The 22,456-nt window shown below is 67.5% G+C and carries 19 protein-coding genes; 14 read left to right on the top strand and 5 right to left on the bottom strand.

The window, feature by feature from the left end:
• The first annotated feature begins 484 nt into the window (after nucleotides 1-484).
• The 11 genes from pstS (N5D91_RS20480) to rnt all read left to right on the top strand — a co-directional run bounded on the left by pstS (N5D91_RS20480) (nucleotide 485) and on the right by rnt (nucleotide 10,432).
• On the top strand, nucleotides 485-1,501 hold the full coding sequence (gene pstS / locus N5D91_RS20480) for a phosphate ABC transporter substrate-binding protein PstS (RefSeq protein ID WP_014646540.1): 1,017 nt from the start codon (nucleotides 485-487) through the stop codon (nucleotides 1,499-1,501).
• Nucleotides 1,502-2,082: 581 nt separating this feature from the next.
• Nucleotides 2,083-3,171 (top strand): phosphate ABC transporter substrate-binding protein PstS, encoded by a 1,089-nt coding sequence (pstS, locus tag N5D91_RS20475; RefSeq protein WP_110711741.1) that lies wholly within the window; start codon nucleotides 2,083-2,085, stop codon nucleotides 3,169-3,171.
• 82 nt (nucleotides 3,172-3,253) lie between these two features.
• Nucleotides 3,254-4,222 carry a phosphate ABC transporter permease subunit PstC gene (gene pstC / locus N5D91_RS20470; RefSeq protein ID WP_049421601.1) on the top strand — a complete coding sequence of 323 codons (969 nt, stop codon included), beginning with the start codon at nucleotides 3,254-3,256 and terminating at the stop codon, nucleotides 4,220-4,222.
• Complete coding sequence (gene pstA / locus N5D91_RS20465) at nucleotides 4,222-5,085, top strand: phosphate ABC transporter permease PstA (protein ID WP_032127902.1); 864 nt, start codon at nucleotides 4,222-4,224, stop codon at nucleotides 5,083-5,085. Before pstC ends, pstA begins: the two co-directional genes overlap by 1 nt.
• Before the next feature lie 19 nt (nucleotides 5,086-5,104).
• Nucleotides 5,105-5,935 carry a phosphate ABC transporter ATP-binding protein PstB gene (gene pstB / locus N5D91_RS20460; protein ID WP_005408788.1) on the top strand — a complete coding sequence of 277 codons (831 nt, stop codon included), beginning with the start codon at nucleotides 5,105-5,107 and terminating at the stop codon, nucleotides 5,933-5,935.
• Between the two features lie 97 nt (nucleotides 5,936-6,032).
• Entirely contained in the window at nucleotides 6,033-6,740 is a 708-nt protein-coding gene (gene phoU / locus N5D91_RS20455; RefSeq protein WP_008265615.1) for a phosphate signaling complex protein PhoU, read from the top strand.
• 205 nt (nucleotides 6,741-6,945) lie between these two features.
• Complete coding sequence (locus N5D91_RS20450) at nucleotides 6,946-7,305, top strand: hypothetical protein (protein WP_049421602.1); 360 nt, start codon at nucleotides 6,946-6,948, stop codon at nucleotides 7,303-7,305.
• The gene (locus tag N5D91_RS20445) at nucleotides 7,292-8,167 is read left to right on the top strand and encodes a DUF692 domain-containing protein (protein WP_180855169.1); all 876 of its coding nucleotides are present in this window, start codon (nucleotides 7,292-7,294) and stop codon (nucleotides 8,165-8,167) included. The genes N5D91_RS20450 and N5D91_RS20445 overlap by 14 nt, the downstream gene beginning before the upstream one ends.
• Nucleotides 8,160-8,915: a putative DNA-binding domain-containing protein gene (locus tag N5D91_RS20440; RefSeq protein WP_180855167.1), complete on the top strand. Its 756-nt coding sequence runs from the start codon at nucleotides 8,160-8,162 to the stop codon at nucleotides 8,913-8,915. The genes N5D91_RS20445 and N5D91_RS20440 overlap by 8 nt, the downstream gene beginning before the upstream one ends.
• A 26-nt stretch (nucleotides 8,916-8,941) precedes the next feature.
• Nucleotides 8,942-9,463, top strand: a complete 522-nt coding sequence (locus N5D91_RS20435) for a DoxX family protein (protein WP_180855165.1) — start codon at nucleotides 8,942-8,944, stop codon at nucleotides 9,461-9,463.
• 384 nt (nucleotides 9,464-9,847) lie between these two features.
• Nucleotides 9,848-10,432, top strand: coding sequence for a ribonuclease T (gene rnt / locus N5D91_RS20430; protein ID WP_005408782.1), 585 nt, complete (start codon nucleotides 9,848-9,850; stop codon nucleotides 10,430-10,432).
• A 319-nt stretch (nucleotides 10,433-10,751) separates the two neighbouring features.
• On the opposite strand, the gene N5D91_RS20425 is transcribed toward rnt, so the two are convergent.
• From N5D91_RS20425 to N5D91_RS20415, 3 genes are all read right to left on the bottom strand, one after another.
• Entirely contained in the window at nucleotides 10,752-13,778 is a 3,027-nt protein-coding gene (locus tag N5D91_RS20425) for a ligand-binding sensor domain-containing diguanylate cyclase (RefSeq protein ID WP_180855163.1), read from the bottom strand.
• A 177-nt stretch (nucleotides 13,779-13,955) separates the two neighbouring features.
• Complete coding sequence (locus tag N5D91_RS20420; RefSeq protein WP_153856905.1) at nucleotides 13,956-15,365, bottom strand: ATP-binding protein; 1,410 nt, start codon at nucleotides 15,363-15,365, stop codon at nucleotides 13,956-13,958.
• A gap of 6 nt (nucleotides 15,366-15,371) precedes the next feature.
• Entirely contained in the window at nucleotides 15,372-16,100 is a 729-nt protein-coding gene (locus tag N5D91_RS20415) for a response regulator (protein WP_110711733.1), read from the bottom strand.
• Nucleotides 16,101-16,304: 204 nt separating this feature from the next.
• Between N5D91_RS20415 and N5D91_RS20410 the strand changes: the two genes are divergently transcribed.
• The 3 genes from N5D91_RS20410 to N5D91_RS20400 are packed head-to-tail and all read left to right on the top strand — an operon-like array spanning nucleotide 16,305 to nucleotide 20,937.
• The gene (locus N5D91_RS20410) at nucleotides 16,305-17,546 is read left to right on the top strand and encodes an efflux RND transporter periplasmic adaptor subunit (protein WP_110711732.1); all 1,242 of its coding nucleotides are present in this window, start codon (nucleotides 16,305-16,307) and stop codon (nucleotides 17,544-17,546) included.
• Nucleotides 17,543-19,501, top strand: a complete 1,959-nt coding sequence (locus N5D91_RS20405) for a MacB family efflux pump subunit (protein ID WP_180855162.1) — start codon at nucleotides 17,543-17,545, stop codon at nucleotides 19,499-19,501. Before N5D91_RS20410 ends, N5D91_RS20405 begins: the two co-directional genes overlap by 4 nt.
• Entirely contained in the window at nucleotides 19,498-20,937 is a 1,440-nt protein-coding gene (locus N5D91_RS20400; protein WP_180855160.1) for a TolC family protein, read from the top strand. The genes N5D91_RS20405 and N5D91_RS20400 overlap by 4 nt, the downstream gene beginning before the upstream one ends.
• 159 nt (nucleotides 20,938-21,096) lie before the next feature.
• Here N5D91_RS20400 and rlmB read toward each other — a convergent pair whose 3' ends face one another.
• A complete protein-coding gene (gene rlmB, locus N5D91_RS20395) occupies nucleotides 21,097-21,840 on the bottom strand; it encodes a 23S rRNA (guanosine(2251)-2'-O)-methyltransferase RlmB (RefSeq protein ID WP_005408775.1) in 744 nt (247 codons plus the stop codon).
• Between the two features lie 156 nt (nucleotides 21,841-21,996).
• Nucleotides 21,997-22,456: GFA family protein (locus N5D91_RS20390; protein WP_279922734.1), on the bottom strand; the 460-nt coding region annotated here is incomplete at its 5' end.

Raw genomic sequence — 22,456 nt, 5'->3', positions numbered from 1 at the left:
GCGAACATTCCGTTAAAACCATGACAGCCGAATGACAACCTGAGCACCAACCACAGATTTCTTCGTGCGGTCATGCGTACGACTCATTTGCGGGCACATGCTTGTCGATCCCTTGCGGCATATGGCGTCATGTATCAGCGTCTCGGCCCGGACCGACCGCCGCGACGCTCTCACCTGCATCGATGGTTTCGTGTGGATGACGCAGCATCACTGCGGAATGCCAGGCCGGGATGGCATTGACGACCACACTGGGCAGGCCATCAGCGACATATAGAACGTGATCGCAACCGGGCCACGTCCGTCTCCGGTGCATTGGTCAACACGTTGCCCGCAGCACTCAGAACCTTCACGCCCCTGGCTGTGCGGGCGCCGGGCAGCGCTGTAACGGTTGCGTCATACAACGGTCCCTGCGCTGTCATCGAACCGTTATGGAATGTGCGCCGGGCGGGTAACCCCGCATCCCAATCAACCCAGGAGCCACCCCGTGATCCACGCCTTCAAGTCGCGCGTTGCCGTTGCCGTCTTCGCAGCGTCGTCCGTGTTCGCCGCCAACGCCGCTGAAATCACCGGCGCGGGCGCCTCGTTCATCTACCCGGTGATGTCGAAGTGGTCGGCCGACTACAACGCCGCCACCAGCAACAAGGTCAACTACCAGTCGATCGGTTCCGGCGGTGGTATCGCCCAGATCAAGGCCAAGACCGTTGATTTCGGCTCCTCCGATGCTCCGCTGAAGCCGGAAGAACTGGCCGCTTCGGGCCTGGCGCAGTTCCCGTCGGTGATCGGCGGCGTGGTGCCGGTCGTCAACGTGGCCGGCATCGCCCCGGGCGCACTGAAGCTGGACGGCACCGTGCTGGCCAACATCTTCCTGGGCAAGATCAAGACCTGGAACGACCCGGCCATCGCCGCACTGAACCCGGGCGTGACCCTGCCGAGCGCCAAGATCACCGTCGTGCACCGCTCGGATGGTTCGGGCACCACCTTCAACTTCGTCAACTACCTGTCCAAGGTCAGCCCGGAGTGGAAGAGCTCGGTCGGTGAAGGCACCTCGGTCCAGTGGCCGGCCGGCATCGGTGGCAAGGGCAACGAAGGCGTTGCTGCCTACGTGAAGCAGATCAAGGGCGGCATCGGCTACGTCGAACTGTCCTACGCACTGCAGAACAAGCTGTCGTACACCGCGATGAAGAATGCCGCCGGCCGCTTCGTGCAGCCGAGCGATGCGTCGTTCGCCGCCGCCGCTGCCAGCGCCGACTGGGCCAGCGCCAAGGACTTCTACCTGGTGATGACCAACGCCCCGGGCGCCGAGTCCTGGCCGATCACCGCCACCAACTTCATCCTGGTGCACAAGAAGCCGAAGAACGCTGCCAACGGCAAGGCCACCCAGGAGTTCTTCCGCTGGGTCTACAAGAGCGGCGACGCCCAGGCCCGCCAGCTGGACTACGTGCCGCTGCCGGACAGCCTGGTCCGCCAGATCGAGACCTACTGGTCGCAGAACCTGAAGTAAGCAAGCGCGTTCCCCCGCAGGAACGGGATCGGCGGGTCCTCTCTCCCCCGCCGATCCCACCCCGGGCGCGAGATCCTCGAGATCTCGCGCTCTTCTTGTTTTTGTGGGATTGGTCGTGAAGAGCGCTGCGCTTCCAATCTACTGCCCGGAGTCGGCGCAGGGCCCAGCCCGGGACACGCCGTAAACCCGTCCATGGGGGCTCGATCGCGCCATCCATGGCGCGAACGGTCCCGGGCTGGGCCCTGCGCCGACTCTGGACAGTTCATCGGGGGCGCGGTGGGGTCATGGAAGGCAGGAGCAAAGGCAGCAGTGTTTGTAGAGCCGAGCCCATGCTCGGCTGCTTCTGACCTGGCCTCGCGCGCAGCTGAGCGTGGGCTCGGCTGTACCTTGTGCCTGCCGTCATATCGGTGCGCAGATCCGGGGTCTCCGGGGAGCTTCCGAATGGAGGCCAACCCCGTGAAACCCTTGTCAGAACGTGATCCAGGACACCTCTGTCATGGTCGTAATACGGCTGTAACAAAAACATCATTTCATAGCCGCATCCGCCGACGACGTCGGCTCTTCCCCGCTATGGAGTGACCATGAAACTGCACTCGGCCGGCCTTGCCGCCCTTTCCCTGGCCATCGCCCTGGGCCTGTCGGCCTGCGGTGGCGACAAGCAGGCCGCGCAGCAGCCGGCTGCCGACGGTGCCGCCGCCCCGGCCGCTGCCGGTGCCAAGGTGACCGCCGAAGTGTCCGGCGCGGGCGCGTCCTTCATCTTCCCGCTGGTCTCCAAGTGGTCGGCTGACTACAACACCAGCACCGGCGCCAAGATCAACTACCAGTCGATCGGCTCCGGTGGCGGCATCGCCCAGATCAAGGCCGGCACCGTCGACTTCGGCTCCTCCGACAAGCCGCTGAGCAGCGAAGAGCTGGCCCAGGCCGGCCTCGCCCAGTTCCCGTCCGCCATCGGCGGCGTGGTGCCGGTGGTCAACATCGAAGGCCTGGAAGCCGGCAAGCTGCGCCTGAGCGGCGCCCTGCTGGCGGACATCTTCCTGGGCAAGGTCAAGACCTGGAACGACCCGGCCATCGTCGCCGCCAACCCGGGCGTGAAGCTGCCGGACGGCAAGATCACCCTGGTCCACCGTTCGGACGGCTCGGGCACCACCTTCAACTTCTCCAACTACCTGTCCAAGGTCAGCCCGGAATGGAAGAGCAAGGTCGGCGAAGGCACCTCGGTGCAGTGGCCGGACGGCGTCGGTGGCAAGGGCAATGAAGGCGTCGCTTCCTACGTGAAGCAGATCAAGGGCTCGATCGGCTACGTCGAACTGGCCTACGCGCTGCAGAACGGCATGCCGTACACCGCCATGCAGAACGCGGCCGGCAACTGGGTCGAGCCGAGCGCGGAAACCTTCGCCGCCGCGGCTGCCAGCGCCGACTGGGCCAGCGCCAAGGACTTCAACCTGGTCATCACCAACGCGCCGGGCGAGCAGGCGTGGCCGATCACTGCCACCAACTTCATGCTGATGCAGAAGCAGCCGAAGGACGCCAAGCGCAACCAGGACACCCTGGCCTTCTTCAAGTGGGCCTTCGAAAACGGCCAGGCCCAGGCCAACGAGCTGCACTACGTGCCGCTGCCGGCCGAACTGGTCAAGCAGATCGAGGCCTACTGGGCGACCGACCTGAAGTGATGGACACGACGGTGCCCGCCCCGCGCGGGCACCGCCTCTTCCACGCCGTGCCGCCCCGCCCCTTCCTGGCCCTGCCGTCCCCATGAATGCCATCGCCCAGCCTGTAGCCGCCCCGTCCACGCGTGATGCGCGTGATGCCCGCAACGACAAACTGTTCCGATGGGTGCTGGTCGGCACCGTCATCTTCGTCCTGATCGCCCTGGCCTGCGCCGCGCTGTCCATGCTGTGGGGCGGCCGCCATGCCCTGCAGATGCAGGGCCTGAGCTTCTTCTTCTCCGCCGACTGGAATCCGGTCGAAAACAAGTTCGGCGCCCTCGCTCCGATCTACGGCACCCTGGTCACCGCGCTCATCGCGATGGTCATCGCCGTGCCGGTCAGCTTCGGCATCGCCTTCTTCCTCACCGAAGTCGCGCCGCGCTGGCTGCGTGGCCCGGTCGGTACCGCCATCGAACTGCTGGCGGGCATTCCTTCGATCATCTACGGCATGTGGGGCCTGTTCGTGCTGGTGCCGGTGATGACCGAGTACGTCACTCCGTTCCTCAACGAAACCCTGGGCGAGATGCCGATCATCGGCCCGCTGTTCCAGGGCCCGCCGCTGGGCATCGGCATGCTCACCGCCGGTTTCGTGCTGGCCATCATGGTCATTCCGTTCATCTCCTCGGTGATGCGCGAAGTGTTCCTGACCGTGCCGACCCGCCTCAAGGAATCGGCCTATGCACTGGGCTCCACCAAGTGGGAAGTGAGCTGGGACATCGTCCTGCCCTACACCCGCTCGGCGGTGATCGGTGGCATCTTCCTCGGCCTCGGCCGCGCCCTGGGCGAGACCATGGCGGTGGCCTTCGTGATCGGCAACAGCGTGCGCCTGTCGCCGTCGCTGCTGGAACCGGGCACCACCATCGCCGCGCTGATCGCCAACGATTTCGGCGAAGCCACTGAAACCTACCGCTCGGCCCTGCTGCTGCTCGGCTTCGTCCTCTTCATCGTCACCTTCGTGGTGCTGGCCATCGCCCGCCTGATGCTGATGCGCCTGTCCCGCAAGGAGGGCAACTGATGTCCACCACCGCTGATTCGCTGTACCTGCGCCGTCGCATCGGCAACGTCGTTGCGATCACCGCCTCCTGCGCCACCGCCCTGTTCGGCCTGTTCTTCCTGGGCTGGATCCTGTTCACCCTGGCCTCCAAGGGCCTGGCCGGCATCAACTGGGATCTGTTCACCAAGATGACGCCGCCGCCGATGCAGGAAGGCGGTCTCGCCAACGCCTTCTTCGGCAGTGCCGTGATGTGTGCGCTGGCGATCGGCATCGGCACCCCGCTGGGCGTGCTGGCCGGCACCTGGCTGGCCGAGTACGGCAACGCCCGCAAGGCCGGCACCGTGGTCCGCTTCGTCAACGACATCCTGCTGTCGGCGCCGTCCATCGTGCTTGGCCTGTTCGTCTACACGCTGTACGTGATGCAGACCGGCGGCAACTTCTCGGCGTTCGCCGGTGCGCTGTCGCTGGCCTTCATCGTGCTGCCGGTGGTGGTTCGCACCACCGACGAAATGCTGCGCCTGGTGCCCTCGCAGATGCGCGAAGCGGCCCTGTCGCTGGGCATCCCGCAGTGGAAGGTGATCGTGCAGGTGCTGTACCGCAGTGCGTCGGCCGGCATCATCACCGGCATCCTGCTGGCGCTGGCCCGCATCTCCGGCGAGACCGCACCGCTGCTGTTCACTGCCTTCGGCAACCAGTACTGGAACAACAACATCTTCCAGCCGATGGCCTCGGTGCCGGTGGTGATGAACCAGTTCGCCGGCAGCCCGTATGAATCCTGGCAGGTGCTGGCCTGGGCCGGTGCCCTGGTGCTGACTGTCTTCGTGTTGCTGGTCAGCCTTGCCGCCCGCGGCATCCTGCTGCGCAACCGTATCTCCCATGACTGACCTTTCCGTGGATAACGCCATGAACGACCTTTCCAACGCCGTGCCGATGCAGCGCATCGCCGTGCCGTCCTCGCACGAGAGCCTGCACACGCCGTCGCCGGTGAAGCTGGCTGCGCGTGGACTGGACTTCTACTACGACAAGTTCCATGCCCTGAAGGGCATCAACCTGGAGATCCCGGAAAAGCGCGTGACCGCGCTGATCGGCCCCTCCGGCTGCGGCAAGTCGACCCTGCTGCGCATCTTCAACCGCATCTACGCGCTGTACCCGAAGCTGGAGGCGCGCGGCGAAGTGCTGCTGGACGGCGAGAACATCCTGTCGCCGAAGTACCCGATGAACCGCCTGCGCAGCAAGGTCGGCATGGTGTTCCAGAAGCCGGTACCGTTCCCGATGACCATCTTCGAGAACGTGGCCTACGGCATCCGCCACCACGAGAAACTGAGCAAGGCCGACATGGCCGACCGCGTCGAGCAGGCACTGCGCCAGGGCGCACTGTGGGACGAAGTGAAGGACAAGCTGGGGCAGAGCGCACTGGGCCTGTCCGGTGGCCAGCAGCAGCGTCTGTGCATCGCCCGCGCCGTGGCCCTGCGCCCGTCGGTGCTGCTGCTGGACGAGCCGACCTCGGCGCTGGATCCGATCTCGACCAGCCGCATCGAGCAGCTGGTGGAAGAGCTCAAGCACGAGTACACCATCGTCATCGTCACCCACAACATGCAGCAGGCCGCGCGCGTGTCCGACTACACCGCCTTCATGTACCTGGGCGACCTGATCGAGCACGACCGCACCGAAGTGATCTTCTCGCAGCCGTCGCAGCGGCAGACCGAGGATTACATCACCGGTCGCTTCGGCTGAAACGTCAGTCGACAGACAGACAATGTCAGTCGAGCATGGCTCGACTCTACAAATCACGTCAGCCAGGCATGGCCTGGCTCTACCCGGATTGCAGACCATGAACCTTCCCAACGACCACATCGTCAAGAGCTACGACGAAGAGCAGCAGCGCCTGGTGGCCGAAATCGTGCGCATGGGCGAGATGGCCGTCGCCCAGCTCGAAGCGGCGATGGACGTGATCGAGAAGCGCGACGAGAACGCCGCCCATCGCATCATCGCCAACGACGAGGCGATCGATGCGCTGGAACAGCAGATCAGCCACGACGTGATGCGCCTGGCGCTGCGTGGCCCGATGGCACGCGACCTGCGCGAGATCCTGGCGGGCCTGCGCATCCCGGCCGACATCGAGCGCATCGGTGACTACGCCGCCAACGTCGCCAAGCGCTCGATCGCGCTGGGCAAGGTACCGCCGCTGCCGCAGATCCAGGGCCTGCGGGCGCTCGGCCGCCTGGCCGCGCAGCAGGTCCGTCGTGCCATTGCCGCCTACCGCGACAACGATGCCGATGCCGCGCTGGCGCTGCGCGAGGACGACGCCCGCCTGGACGCGCAGTACACCGCGCTGTTCCGCGAGCTGCTGACCTACATGATGGAAGACCCGCGCAACATCACCCCCTGCACGCATCTGCTGTTCATGGCGAAGAACCTGGAGCGCGTGGGCGACCACGCCACCAACATCGCCGAGAACGTGTGGTTCCTGGTGCATGGCGAGCAGCCGCTGCCGCCGCGTGAAAAACGCGATGAAACCTCCAGCACCGGCCAGCCCTGACGCTGCACTGCAACACCGGAGTTGACTCCAAGGTGGCCGCTGTCCTGGTGACAGCGGCCCTTTTGTTGTGGGCGTTCCGGCCACCGGTCTCCCGCTCTGCAACAAATCTCACGAAAATTTGAGTTCTTGGCGAGGATTCGTTGAGTAGGATCGCTGCACCATCGATTCACCCCGGGCGCCTGCCCACCACCTAGGAGTAAGACCGATGAGCAGTTCCAACAAGACCCTGTCCCTGCTGACCGCTACGGCCCTGGCCGCCGGCCTGGGCATGACCGCCAGTGCCTCGGCCCTGAGCATGAGCGACCTGGCCCAGGGCTACCTGGTGGCTGGCCAGGCGGCAAAGGCTGCCGATACCAAGCACGCCGAAGGCAAGTGCGGCGCCGACGGCAAGACCGCTGAAGGCAAGTGCGGCGGTGACAAGGGCAAGGCTGCCGAAGGCAAGTGTGGCGAAGGCAAGTGCGGTGCCGACAAGGGCAAGGCTGCTGGTGCAGCCGCTGCCAAGACAGGCGACAAGAAGTCGGCTGAAGGCAAGTGCGGCGAAGGCAAGTGCGGTGGCAAGCACTGACGTCCGCGCCAGCCTCGTCCACCCGCGGTCGCCGCTTCGTGCGGCGGCCGCCGGGTTGGGCCTGCGCCGGGCGCTGCTACAGGACCTGCGTGACGCCCCGGCAGGCGACTTCGATTTCCTCGAATGCGCGCCGGAGAACTGGATCCATGTCGGTGGTCCCGCCGGGGATGCACTGGCCGAACTGGCGCAGCGCCATCCGTTGAGCTGCCACGGCCTGTCGTTGTCGCTGGGCGGCAGCGCGCCACTGGATACGCAGCTGCTGGAACAGGTCGGCCAGTTCCTGGAAAAGCACCGCGTGCCGCTGTACAGCGAGCACCTGAGCTACTGCAGCGACGACGGCCACCTGTACGACCTGCTGCCGATTCCGTTCACCGACGAAGCCGTGCGCCATACCGCCGCACGCATCACCCACGTGCAGGACCTGCTGGGTCGCCGCATCGCGGTGGAGAACGTGTCCTACTACCTGGCGCCGGAGCCGGCGATGGACGAACTGGCCTTCACCAATGCCGTGCTCGCCGAAGCCGACTGCGACCTGTTGCTCGACGTCAACAATGTCTACGTCAACGCCTGCAACCACGGCTACGATGCCGACAGCTTCATTGCCGGGCTACCCGCAGAGCGCATCGTCTGCCTGCACGTGGCCGGGCACCTGGACGAGGCACCGGACCTGAAGATCGACACCCATGGCAGCGCGGTGATCGACCCGGTCTGGGAGCTGCTGGCGCGTACCTACGCGCGCATCGGCCCACGCCCCACCCTGCTCGAACGCGATTTCAACTTCCCCCCGTACGCCGAGCTGCAGGGCGAACTGCAGACCATCCGCCGCCTGCAGTCCCGCCATACCGGTATCGCCCATGGCTGATACCTCCCACACTCTGCGCGCACAGCAGCATGCGTTCACCGCACACCTGCGCGATCCGCAGGCGGTGGCCGCACCCGCCGGGCTGGAACCACGCCGGGTCGCGGTGTACCAGCGGCTGCTGTTCAACAACCTGCTCGGCCTGTTGAGCAACGGCTTCCCGGTCTGCGTGCGCCTGCTCGGCGAACCGGCCTGGAGCGACCTGGTGCGCCACTACTTCGCCACCCATCGCTGCCAGACGCCGCTGTTCACCGAACTGGCCGCCGAATTCGTGCAGTGGCTGCAGGCACAGCCGCAGCTGCCGCACCCGGCGTTGGCCGAGCTGGCCCACTACGAGTGGGTGGAAACCGCGCTGTACCAGCTTTCTGCCGAGCCGCTGCCGGTGCGGGGTGAGATCGATCCGCTGCGGGTGCCACTGCAACGCTCGCCGCTGGCGTGGCCGCTGCTGTACCAGTGGCCGGTGCACCGGCTGGGCGCCGAGGATGCACCAATGCAGCCGCCCACCGAGCCGACCGGCCTGCTGGTGCGCCGTGAGGCTGACGGCGAAGTGCGCTTCGCCGCACTCAGCCCGCTGGCGGTATACCTGCTGTCCAGCATCGGCGAACAACCCGGCCTCGATGGACATGCCTATCTGCGGCAATTGGCCGCCGCGCACGGCCTGGCTGAGGAGGCGCTGGCCGAACCCGGTGCTGCACTGCTGCAGCAGTTCCTGCAGGCCGGCGTGATCGGCCCGCTCACAGTCCCTGGCTGACGCCCCTTCCCCCCGGAGAACCACCGATGAACCTTCCGACCCTGGCCGCCGCGCGCGGCCAGCTGGACCGTCTCGCCCCCTGGCTGGCCCCGCTCGGCCTGCGCCTGCTGCTGGCCTGGGAATACTTCGAATCCGGCCGCGAAAAGCTGCACGGCCAGAACTGGTTCGCCGACCTGCAGGACGCCTTCCCGTTCCCGTTCGACCAGCTGCCGGCCACCCTGAACTGGCAGCTTGCAACCTGGTTCGAGCTGATTGGCGCGGCCTGCCTGCTGGTTGGCTTCGGCACCCGGTTTGCCGCCGCCAGCCTGCTGGTGCTGACCGTAGTGGCCACCTATGCGGTGCATTGGCCGATGGAGTGGAACTCGCTGGCCGACCTGGCCATGGGCTACGCGATCACTGACCAGGGCTTCGGCAACTTCAAGCTGCCGGTGCTGTTCATGGCGATGCTGCTGCCGCTGATCTTCACCGGCGCCGGCAGGCTGAGCGTGGATGCGTGGTTGCCGCGGTGGTCTCCCTCGGCCACGCCTGCACGGCCAGCAGTCCGGTAGATGCCGACCTTGGCCGGCGCGCACCGTGCCAACCAAGGTTGGCACCTACCGGAATCCTGAGCGCGCGGTGCCCCGGTAGGCTGAGCGTGGATGCGTGGTTGGCGCGGTGGTCTCCCTCGGCCACGCCTGCGCGGCCAGCAGTCCGGTAGATGCCGACCTTGGTCGGCGCGCACCGTGCCAACCAAGGTGGGCACCTGCCGGAATCCTGAGCGTGCGGTGCTCCGGCAGGTGTCGACCTTGGTCGACACACGCCCGTGCAGGGAACCCGTGCACCGCAGGCTGGCCGGGCGCTCAGGGTCGCTCTGCTAGAATTCACGCATGACTGACCCCACCCCCGCACCTGCCGCCGCTCCCGATTCCGCAGTACCCCAGGCGCAGCGCGCGATGTCACAACGCTTCCGCGGCTTCCTGCCGGTGGTGGTGGACGTGGAAACCGGCGGCTTCGACAGCCAGCGCAACGCACTGCTGGAAATCGCCGCCGTGCCGATCGAGATGGACGAGAACGGCCTGCTCTACCCCGGCCAGACCGCCAGCGCCCACGTGGTGCCGGCCGAGGGCCTGGAGATCGATCCGAAATCACTGGAAGTGACCGGCATCATCCTCGACCACCCGTTCCGGCTGGCCAAGGAAGAGAAGGCCGCGCTGGACCACATCTTCACCCCGGTGCGTGCGGCAATGAAGAAGTACGGCTGCCAGCGCGCGATCCTGGTCGGCCACAACGCTCATTTCGACCTCGGTTTCGTCAACGCGGCGGTGGCACGCACCGGCCACAAGCGCAATCCGTTCCATCCGTTCAGCGTGTTCGACACGGTGACCCTGGCCGGTATCGCCTACGGGCAGACCGTGCTGGCGCGTGCGGCCACGGCCGCCGGGCTGGGCTGGGACGCGAACGAGGCACACAGCGCGGTGTATGACACCGAGCAGACGGCACGGTTGTTCTGCACGATCGCCAACGCCTGGCCGCGGTGAAGCGGCCAACGGCGGAGCCCCTCGTGGCGTGAAGCGAATCATCGGTTGGGCCGGGCAAGGTGGGTTCGCGGGGGACGCCGTGAACCCTTCCCTGGGGGCTTAGCCGCGCCATCCATGGCGCGGATACCCCCGCGAACCCACCCTGCCCGGCCTTCGACAGGTTGCTGGCCGCCACGGAAAGATCAGAAAAAGCGGGAGCAACCGCGGGTCGCTGCGCTCGTTGGGGGCTGCCGATCACTTCTGTGGTGGGTCACTTCTCTGGTGGGTGCCGACCGTTGGTACGGCAACACCCGTAGATCCACGCCATGCGTGGATGCGATCACCCAATGCTCGTACGATCGCGGCCATCGCTCTTGGCGCGGTACAGCGCGCGGTCTGCGCGCTGGTACAGCAGTGCCGGGGTGCGGTCGTCGGCATCCAGTTCCACCAGGCCCGCGCTGAAGGTCACGCGCAGTCCGTCCACCCCGGCCCAGTCGGGATGGTCGTGGAACAGGCCGCGCAGGCGCGCGCACAGCTGTGCGGCTTCCTCCAGGCGGGTGTCGTTGAGCAGCAGCGCGAACTCTTCGCCGCCGGTCCGCGCCGGCAGGTCCGAGTCGCGGCTGGCGGCAGCGATCAACCGTGCCACCTGCACCAGCACGGCATCACCGATGCTGTGGCTGTGGCGGTCGTTGACGTCCTTGAAGTGGTCGATATCCAGCACCACCAGGCACAGCGGATGACCGCTGCGCTGCGAACGCGCGAAGTCGCGCGCCAGGGTCTCATCGAAGGCACGGCGGTTGGCCAGGCCAGTCAGTGCATCCTCGCGGGCCTGCCGTTCGAAGGCCTCGGCCTGGCGTGCGAGGCGCTCGGCCAGTTCGGTCTTTTCCTGGTTCAGCGCCTGCAGGTGCACGGTCTTGGCCTGCAGGTCGAAGGTGGCTTCATCCACACGCCGTGCCAGGCGCAGGTTGCTGGCCTTCAGCTGCTGCAGCAGCAGGCGGTACAGCGCCACCAGCCCGGCCAGCAGCAGCAGTCCACCCAGCACCTGCACGCTGCGTCGCTGCCACCAGAACGGCTCCACGGTGAAGCTCCATACCGCTTCCTGCTGGCCCCAGCTGCCACCCGGATGAGCCGCCGCCACGTGCAGGGTGTAGTCGCCCGGCGGCAGGCCGACGAACTCCACGCTGCGCTGCGGACCGCGTTCGACCCACCCCGCATCCAGGCCGTCCAGCCGCGTGCGGTAGCGGATCCGGTCAGACATCAGGTAGCTCAGGCCGACATAGCTCACCGTCAAGCGGCGGCCGCCGGGAATGTAGTTGCGGTCCGGGCCCTCCCAATGCACCGGTGCGCCATCCACCTGCACGCTTTCAATCGCTGCCGGCGGTGAAAGACGCTCGCGGAAGCGCTGCAGGCGCTGCGGATCGACGGTGCTCAGGCCACCGGCGGTGACCACCCAGAACGTGCCGTCCTGGCGCAGGATCGCCGATGGGCTGGAGCTGCCATTGGCCTGTGCATTGGCCATGCCGTCGATCTCGTTGTAGCGCTCCACCACCACCCGCGGCGTGCGGCCATCTGCCACGCCATTGAGCGTGGCCATGTCGGTGCGCAGCACGCCGCGGTTGCTGCTGATCCAGACGTTGCCCAGGCGGTCCGGCACCAGCTGGAACACCGTGTCCACCGGCATGCCCTGCTCCAGGCCAACCCGTGCCAGCGTTCCATCCTGCCAGCGATACAGACCACGGTCGCTGCTGATCCACATCGCGTCACCCAGCTGATGGAAGCCGAACACGCTGCGGCCACCGCCCATCGGGGCCAGGTCAATCGCCTGCACCCGATCGCCGCGCAGTACGCGGATGCCTTCGATGGTGCCGATCCACAGGTTGCCCTGATGGTCATGCTCAAGCGCGGTGATCAGGCCACCGGGCATGCCCGGGACGTTCGATACCTGCACGCGATCACCCTCGATGCGGACCACGCCCTTCTGAGTGCCGGCCCAGACGCCGCCCTGCGGATCGACGCTGATCGCCCGGATGTTGCCACCCGGCATGCCATCGGCGGCCGCATAGTTGTGGCGCAGGCTGCCGTCGCGACCGAGGCGGTAGACACCGTCGCCGAAGGTCCCCACCCACAGGTCTCCATCAGCCCCCTGCGCCAGGCTCAGCACCGATGGCGCCTTGCCGCCGCGGTTGTGCAGTGGCACGGCACGGAAGCGGCCATCGGGCGTCTGCAGGTCGAGGCCGCTGGCACTGCCCACCCACAGCTGGCGGTTGCGATCCTCGAACACGGTGCGCACGTAGTCGCCGCTGAGACCGTCGCGTTCGGTGTAGCTGCTGAACAGCGTTTCGCGCAGGCGGTACAGGCCGCCATTGGCGCCCACCCAGATGCTGCCTTCGGCATCCTCGCGCAGGCTGACCACGCGCCCGCCCGGCAGGTTGAGGCCGGCCGGCAGCCGCTCCAGCCCATGTGCGGAGATGCGCAGCAGGCCCTGGTTCTCGGTGCCCAGCCACAGGTCACCATGGCGATCCTGCAGCATCGAGGTCATGTGCAGCTGGCCCGGCAGGCGGTGCACCAGCACCAGCTGATCGTCCTCCACCCGGTACAGGCGTTCGCCGGCCACGATCCACAACGCGCCATCCGGCGCGCGGTACGGCCACGACAGGCCGCTGCCCGCACCCAGGCCCCATGCAGCCGGCGCGCGCTTGAGCACGCCGTCGTTGTCGCGCAGCACCAGCCCGTCAAGGGTGCCGACCCAGACCCGGTCCTGCGCATCGACCACCAGCTTGGTGAAGCTCATCGCCATCGGCAGGTCAGCCGGCGGCGCCTGGTAGACGATGCCCTTGTCGGGCACCAGGTAACCCAGTCCCTTGCCTTCGTACAGCAGCCACAGGCGCCCCCGGCTGTCCATCTGCATGGACTGGATCAGCACCTGCGGGGTATCGGCCTGGTGCTCCCAGACCCGCCACTGGCCGTCATTGCCACGATGGCTGACATTGCCGCGCGAATCACTGATCCACAGCCCGCCCTGGCGGTCGACGAACAGCGCGCCGATGCCGTTGTCGCGCAGGCCCGGGCGGGTACTGCGGTCGAACACGGTGAAATCCAGGCCGTTGTAACGCACCAGGCCTTCCCAGGTGGCGAACCACAGGTGGCCTTCCGGCGTCTGCGCGATGTCACGCAGCGAGTTGTGTGGCAGGCCGTTGCGCGATGTCCACACATCGATGGCGTAGTCGCGCAGCGGGGGCGCACCGTCCTGTGCAGCCAGCGGCAGCGCAAGCGCCAGCAGCAGCCACAGCAGCCCCTGCCGCAGCACCCGCCTGAATCCTGATACGTGGCACTCCACCCAGCGCCGGTTGCCCCCCTGTCCGCCCATCAGTGCAGCGGCGGTGGCCAGACGCGGCTGCCAGGCCAGGCAGCGTGCGGGAACGGCCGGGCAGCGCGGAACGGCGTGCCGGCGGGAACGGGCTGGCTCATCGACGGGAAACTGGGGAGTTGCGCAGATGATAGGCCAAACCCCGGCCCGGGCGTCACCGTTGCCAGGCCGTCAGCCTCAGCCAGCCCGGCCCGGCGGCACCACCTGCGCGCTGGCTGGCCACTGCACCACCGCCTCCAGTCCGCCTTCGGCACGGTTGCGCAGCCACAGGCGGGCGCCGTCCTTCTCGGCCAGTGCGCGGGCGATGGTGAGGCCCAGCCCGGCACCGCCGGTTTCCCGCGAGCGCGAAGTTTCCACCCGCACGAACGGGTCGAACACCGCCTCCAGCTGATCCTCCGCCAGCCCGGGACCATCGTCCGACACCATCACGGTGATCGTGCCACCGCCGCGTTCCACCCGCACCCGCACCCGGTAGGCGTACATCACCGCGTTGTCCACCAGGTTGGAGAACAGGCGATGCATGGCCAATGGGCGCAGCATCAGCACCGCGCCGGTACCGCCCTCGAAGACGACATCGGCACCGCCCTCGGCGGCGTCTTCAACGATGCTCTCCAGCAGTGAATCCAGGTCCAGCGCGGCACGCTGCTCGGCGCTTTCGGCGCTGCGGGCCAGCTCCAGGCCTTCGCGCACCAGCGCCTGCATTGCCGCCAGATCGCCGATCAGGCGCTCGCGCAGCGCTTCATCGCTGACGTTCTCCAGGCGCAGGCGCAGGCGGGTCAGCGGGGTCTGCAGGTCATGGGTGATCGCCGCCAGCATCTGCGTACGCTCGGCCAGGTGCCGCTGCAGGCGGTGCTGCATGGCATTGAAGGCTTCGGCGGCACGCTGCACCTCGCGCGGCCCGCGCAGTGGCAAGGGATCACGCTGCAGGTCATCGCCGAGATCCTCGGCAGCGGCCGCCAGTTCCTGCAGCGGCGCGCTGGCCATGCGCGCGACGATGTAGGCCAGCACCGCGATCGCCAGCACCAGCAGGGTCAGGAACCACGGGTCCACGGCCAGGATGCCGTTGTGTGCCACCGCAGGCGAATCCAGCGCGAGCTTCAGCAGCGTGCCGTCGTTGAGGGTCACGTCGACCGCACGGCACTTGGGCGGGATGAACGCCGGATCACGTTCGCGTGGATGCCGGCGATGCCCCGGCGGCGGTGGTGGCAACAGATCCTGCAGCTTGGGAATGCAGGAGCGGAACGAAGCGAAATGCACATGCGCGCGTGCGACCGGGCCCGGCCGGTCATCCAGCACTTCCATCAACGCCGTATCGGCCCGCCCCAGGCGTGCACCTGGCTGCAGCGCGCGCACGCTCGGCCCGCCAACCTCCAGCAGGCGCTCGCGCAGTTCGGGATTGCCGTCGAGCAGGTTGACGTAACCCTGCAGGCGGTCGGCGATGCGGTTCAGGTTCTGCCGCTCGAACTCCTGCTGGCGTTTGGAGGTAGCCAGCATGGTCGCGCCGATCGCGGCCACGCTCATGCCCAGCAGCAGGATCACGAACAACCGCCCGACCATCGAGGACAGGAAATGACGCAGGCGCTTCATCGCGGCTTATTCCAGGTTCACCGAGGAGGCCAGCACATAGCCTTCGTTGCGCACGGTCTTGATCAGTCCGTCCGGGCCACCGTCGTCGCCCAGCTTGTTGCGCAGCCGGCTGACCTGCAGATCGATGGCACGGTCCTGCGCCTCGTAGTTGCGGCCGCTGCTGAGCGCGACCAGCTGCTCGCGCGACAGCACCTTGTTGGCATGGGCGATGAACACCCGCAGCAGGCGGAACTCGGCGCCGGACAGCACCACCACGCGATCGTCCGGATCGACCAGGTGGCGATGCTCCAGGTCGAACACCCAGCGCGAGAAACGCGCACGGCGCACCGACAGCGGCTCTAGGTTGGCCGGCAGCGCCTCGGTCCGGCGCAGCACGTTGCGGATGCGCGCCAGCAGCTCGCGCGGTTCGAACGGCTTGGCCAGGTAGTCATCGGCGCCCATTTCCAGGCCCAGCACGCGGTCGATCGGCTCGGCACGCGCAGTCAGCATGATCACCGGCGTGTTCGAGCGCGCGCGCAGGTCGCGGCACAGGGTCAGGCCATCCTCGCGCGGCAGGTTGAGGTCGAGCACGATCAGGTCCACGTGTTCGCGGTCCAGCAGCTGGCGCATGGCGGTGCCGTCTGCGGCCGTGCTTACCTGGTAGCCGGCACGGCCGAGCTGTTCGGCCAGCAGGGTGCGGATGTCGTTGTCGTCGTCGACGATCAGCAGTCGATGCATCGTGTTTTCAGTCTCCATGTCGCGATCATCCCGTGTCGGCAGCTGAACCGCATCCGGGGCAATGCGTACCAGTGTATCCAGCCATGGGCGGGATACCTGTGGTTACGCGTATTCACCGACAGTGTTACATAGAGACATACCCCGAGGATTGAGCCGCCCATCGCCCGGTCTTCACAATGCCCACCAACGCCGCCGCCGCGGCCCCGAGAGTGAAGCCACGACGTGACGTTCCGCCTGCTGCCTGCGACCCGCCGGGGTCGCCTGATACTGATCGCCCTGCTTGCCCTGATCGTTGCCGTGGCCGCCTGGTGGCTGCTGCGCAAACCCGCTGCCCCGGCGGTGGCGACCACGCCGGTCAGCCGCGGCGACATCGAGCAGACCGTGGAAGCCACCGGCGTGATCGACGCCTACAAGCTGGTCAGCGTCGGTGCGCAGGCCTCGGGCCAGATCAAGTCGCTGAAAGTTCAACTGGGCGACACCGTGAAGGAAGGTGACCTGATCGCCGAGATCGACGCCACCACCCAGCAGAACCAGGTGCTCAACGCGCAGGCCTCGCTGGACCAGGTCACCGCCCAGCGCGCCGTCCAGCAGGCCACCCTGCGCCAGGCCGAACTGGAGTTCGCGCGCCAGCAGCAGATGCTGGCCGCCGAGGCCACCTCGCGCCAGGAATACGATGCCGCCGAGGCGCAGCTGAAGACCGCCCGTGCCCAGCTGCAGTCCTACGAGGCACAGATCAAGGGCCGCGAAACCGAACTGGGCACCGCCCGCGCCAACCTGGCCTACACCCGCATCGTGGCGCCGATGGACGGCACCGTGGTGGCGGTGGTGGCCGAGGAAGGTCGCACCGTGAACGCCAACCAGACCGCACCGACCATCGTCATGCTGGCGCGGCTGGACGTGGTCACGGTCAATGCCGAGATCTCCGAGGCCGACGTGGTCAAGATCAAGGCAGGCATGCCGGTGTACTTCACCACGCTGGGCGATCCGGACCGCAAGTACCACGCCACGCTGCGCCAGATCAATCCGGCGCCGGCCTCGATCGCCAATGAAAACTCGTCCAGTTCCAGCAGCTCTTCCAGTTCCAGCTCCAGCAGCGCGGTCTACTACAACGCACTGTTCGATGTGGAAAACCCGGATGGCACGCTGCGCATCGACATGACCGCGCAGGTCTCGGTGCTGCTGAAGCAGGCCAAGGGCGTGCTGATGGTGCCGGCAGTGGCGTTGGGACCGAAGCGCCGTGGCGACGAGCGCATGGTGCGGGTGCTGGACGACAAGGGCCAGCCGCAGCCGCGCAAGGTCACCGTGGGCATCAACAACGGCGCCTCGGCCGAGATCCTGTCGGGGCTGAAGGAAGGCGAGCGCGTGGTGGTCGGCGAAGCCGGTGCGGCCGGTGCCAGCGCCGCCGGCGGCAACCGTGGCGGCATGCAGATGCGGGTTGGCGGCCCGGGCATGGGGCGCCGATGAGCACGACGGCGCCGCTGCTGCGCCTGCGCGACCTGCGACGCGAATTCCCGGCCGGCGATGATGTGATCGCCGTGCTGCGCGACGTCAATCTCGACATCCACGCCGGTGAGATGGTGGCCATCGTCGGCCAGTCCGGTTCGGGCAAGTCGACGCTGATGAACATCCTCGGCTGCCTCGACCGCCCTACCCGCGGCAGCTACCAGGTGGCCGGCCGCGAGACCGGAAAGATGGCGCCGGACGAGCTGGCCGAACTGCGCCGCGAGCATTTCGGCTTCATCTTCCAGCGCTACCACCTGCTCGGCGACCTGGACGCGCGCGGCAACGTAGAGGTGCCGGCGGTGTATGCCGGCAGCCCGGGCGCAGTGCGCAACGCGCGTGCCGAACAGCTGCTGCAGCGGCTGGGCCTGAGCGATCGCATGCACCACAAGCCGGGGCAGTTGTCCGGTGGCCAGCAGCAGCGCGTGTCGATCGCCCGTGCCCTGATGAACGGCGGCGAGGTGATCCTGGCCGACGAACCAACCGGCGCGCTCGATACGAAATCCGGCGAGGAAGTGATGGCGATCCTCGGTGAGCTGCACGCCGAAGGCCATACCATCATCATCGTCACCCACGACATGAGCGTGGCCGAACACGCGCAGCGCATCATCGAGATCCGCGACGGCGAGATCATCGCTGATCGCGCCAACCCGAATGCGCCGACCTACCGTGCGCAGCGCGAGGCCAGCACCGGCGTCGCCCGCGGCAACAGCTGGCGGGCCGCACGCGACCGCTTCACCGAAGCGTTCCGGATGGCGCTGCTGGCGATGAACGCACATCGGCTGCGCACCTTCCTGACCATGCTCGGCATCATCATCGGCATCGCCTCGGTGGTCTCGGTGGTGGCGCTGGGCAATGGCTCGCAACAACAGATCCTGCAGAACATCAGCGCGCTCGGCACCAACACCATCGACGTCTATCCCGGCCGTGGTTTCGGCGACATGCGCTCGGCGCGGGTACAGACGCTCAAGGCCAGCGACGCCGATGCACTGGCAAAGCAGAGCTACGTGGACAGCGCCACCCCCAGCGTGTCGACCTCGGTCACCGCCCGCTACCGCAACCAGTCCTCCACCGCCCAGGTCAGCGGCGTCGGCGAGCAGTTCTTCCGGGTCAAGGGCGTGACCCTGCTCAGCGGCAGCTTCTTCGATAGCGATGCGGTGAAGGGCCTGGGCCAGGTGGCGGTGATCGATGAGAACACCCAGGCCCAGTTCTTCCCCGATGTCGACCCGGTCGGCCAGGTGATCCTGCTCGGCAATGTGCCGGCACGCGTGGTCGGCGTGGCCAAGCGCCAGAGTTTCGGTTTCGGCGGCAGCACCAGCCTCAGCGTGTGGGTGCCGTACACCACGGTGATGTCGCGCATGCTCGGCCAGAGCCACGTGTCCAGCATCACCGTGCGCGTGGACGACGACACGCCGATGGATGCCGCACAGGAAGCGATCACCCGCCTGTTGACCCTGCGCCATGGCACCGAGGACTTCTTCCTCAGCAACAGCGCCGAGATCCGCCAGACCATCGAACAGACCACGCGCACGATGACGCTGCTGATCGGCGCCATCGCCGCCATCGCGCTGCTGGTCGGCGGCATCGGCGTGATGAACATCATGCTGGTCTCGGTCACCGAGCGTACCCGCGAGATCGGCGTGCGCATGGCCGTGGGTGCACGGCAGAGTGATATCCGCCAGCAGTTCCTGATCGAGGCGGTGCTGGTCTGCCTGCTTGGCGGCGTACTCGGCATCGGCCTGGCCCTGCTGCTGGGCTCGATGATCGGGCGCTTCGCCAGCGACTTCCAGGTGCTGTTCTCCACGGCCTCGATCGTTGCCGCGTTCGCCTGCTCGACCCTGATCGGCGTGGCGTTCGGCTTCCTGCCTGCGCGCAACGCCGCGCAGCTCGACCCGGTGGAGGCCCTGGCCCGCGAATGAAGATGATGACCCGACTGACCTTCCCTGCCCCCTCGCGCCTGCTGCTGGCCGGTGCCGTTCTGCTCGCCCTGTCCGGCTGCGCATCGATGGGCCGCTATCCGGTGCAGGACCCCGACGTGGCGGCGACCTACGGTCGTGGCGACGCCACCCTCAATGCGCCCGCGGACGATCCGCGCAGCAGCCTGGATACTCCGGGCCGCGACATCCGCCAGGACACCTGGTGGACCGGTTTCGGCGATGAGCGTCTCGACCGTCTGGTGGCGCAGGCGCTGGCTGCCAACAGCGATCTTGCCGCCGCTGGCCTGGCCGTGCAGCGTTCGCGCCTGCAGGCCGGACTGGCCAGCAACGCGCTGTGGCCACAGCCTTCGTCGTCCGGCGTCAGCGGCAATGCCAGCCGCGCCACCGACCAGGCCGACGACTGGCGCCGCAGCTATTCCACCGGCGTCTCGCTGGGCTGGGAAGTGGACCTGTGGGGCCGCCTGCGCACCCAGCGCGACATCGCCCGCTGGGAAGCCGAGGCCAGCGAGGAAGACCGGCAGAACACCGCGCTGCTGGTGATCAGCGACACCATCAACCAATACTGGAACCTGGCCTATCTCAACCAGTCCATCGCCACCGGCCAGGCCAACCTGGAGCGGCTGGAACGTACCCGCGAACTGGTCCAGGCCCGCTTCGACGCCGGTGCAGTATCGCGCCTGGAAGTACGCCAGGCACTGCAGAACCTGCAGTCGCAGCGTTCCTCGCAGAGTGCGCTGGAACAGCAGCGGGTGGAGGCCCGCAATGCACTGACCGTGCTGCTGGACGGCACGCCCTGGCCGCAGCAGGACGAACCGCAGGACCTGCTCGGCGCACGCAGCCCCAGCATCGCGGAGGGCCTGCCGACCGACCTGCTCGGTCGCCGTCCCGACCTGCGCGCGGCCGAACTGCGCCTGCGCAACAGCCTGAAGACCATCAAGGTCACCGCCACCCAGTACTACCCGGCGCTGAGCCTGACCGGCAGCCTCGGTTCCAGCGCAACGTCGCTGGGTGACGTGCTGCGCAACCCGGTGGCCACGCTGGGCGCCGGCCTGTCGCTTCCGTTCCTCAACCTGCAGCGCGCGCAGCTGGATACCGATATCGCCGGCACCGCCTACCAGATCGCCGCGACCAATTTCCGCAAGACGCTGTACACCGCGCTCTCGGAAGTGGACAACGCGCTGTCGGCACGCGAGCAGCTGGCGCGCCAGGTGGCGGCCTCGCAGGCTTCGTACGACGAAGCGGTGGAAGTGGAACGGGCGCAGGAAGTGCGCTACCGCGTGGGTGCCACCGACCTGCGCACCTGGTTGGAAGCGCAGCAGACCCGGCGCGATGCCGAGCTGTCGCTGGCGCGCGTGCGCCAGGGCCAGCTGAACAACGACGTCACCTTGTTCAAGGCACTGGGCGGCAGCGCGGGGTGAGGCGGCAAGAGCGCCAACCAAGGTTGGCGACTACCGGTAGGTGTCGACCTTGGTCGACACGGCCGATCCACGCCATGCGTGAATCGGATCGCCGGTAGCGCCGGGCCATGCCCGGCGAAGCAATCCGCCGGGCATCGCCCGGCGCTACCGGAAAGCCGATCAACCGCGCTGGCGCACGGCCTCGAACAGGCTGACACCGGCAGCGACGGAGACGTTCAGGCTCTCGATCTCGCCCGGCATCGGGATCTTGACCAGGCCATCGCAGTTCTCGCGGGTCAGGCGGCGCAGGCCATCGGCTTCGCCGCCCAGCACCAGGGCGATGTTGCCCTTCAGGTCCAGCTGGTACAGCGAGGCGGTGGCTTCGCCGGCCAGGCCGTAGATCCACACACCCTGCTTCTGCAGGTCCTTCAGGCAGCGCGACAGGTTGGTCACCGCCACCACCGGGATGAGATCGGCGGCACCGGCCGAGGTCTTGCGCACGGTGGCATTGACCGTGGCCGACTTGTCCTTGGGGATGATCACGGCAGTCGCGCCGGCGGCAGCCGCCGAGCGCAGGCAGGCACCGAGATTGTGCGGGTCCTGCACTTCGTCCAGCACCAGCAGCAGGGCCTTGCCCTCGGCCGCGGTGACCAGGCCTTCCAGCTCGTTCTCGCTGTAGGTGCGGGCGGCGGCATAGCGCGCGGCCACGCCCTGGTGGCGCACCGAACCGCCGACACCGTCCAGCGCCTGGCTGTTCACCTTGCGCACGTCGATGCCCTTGCGGCGGGCGTTTTCCTCGATCTCGGTCAGGCGCGGGTTCTTCGCACCGGCCTCGACCAGCACTTCGCGGACGTTCTCGGCGTCGTTCTCGATGGAGGAGGCGACGGCGTTGACGCCGACAATCCACTGGCTGTTCTTGCTCATGCGGGCGGGGACCGGAAAGGGGGTGGCTATGGTAGAGCATCGGCGGGCCGGGCGCTGCGGCCGGCCCTCTGTAGCGCCGAGCCCATGCTCGGCGGGCGGCGGCCGATGAAGCCTGAACCCAGAGCAGCCGAGCGCGGGCTCGGCGCTACAGGTGGCTTATCGGCTGCGCGGCGGCCAGTGCGGGGTGTCGTGGTCCGGGTGCTGGTGGGACACGATGGTGGCCAGGAACTCCAGCGCCGCGATGTCGTCCTCGGTGCGCCGCGCCGGCAGGTCGGACAGGCTGTCGACGAACGGCAGCTTGCGCTCCACCCCGTACTGGATGGTCGGTGGCAGGCGTTCCGGCTCGTCGAAGGCACCGGCGGCCACGGCCACGCCATCCGGGGCTTCGTAGGTCAGGGGCGTTCCGCAGTCGGCGCAGAAGCCACGCCGCACCACGTTGGACGACTGGAAATAGCGTGGCTGGCCGCGGGTCCAGCTGAACTGCACGCCGCGCACGGATACCAGCGGCGCGTAATAGGCACCGAACGCCTTCTGGCACATCCGGCAATGGCAGATCGAGCTATCGGTCAGCTCGCCTCGCGCCTGGAAGCGGATCGCGCCGCACTGGCAGCCGCCG

This window comes from Stenotrophomonas sp. GD03794, assembly GCF_029842145.1.
Taxonomy (GTDB): Bacteria; Pseudomonadota; Gammaproteobacteria; order Xanthomonadales; family Xanthomonadaceae; genus Stenotrophomonas; species Stenotrophomonas riyadhensis.
The sequence above is the reverse complement of the archived record's forward strand: the minus strand, read 5'-3'. Positions and strand labels throughout refer to the sequence as shown.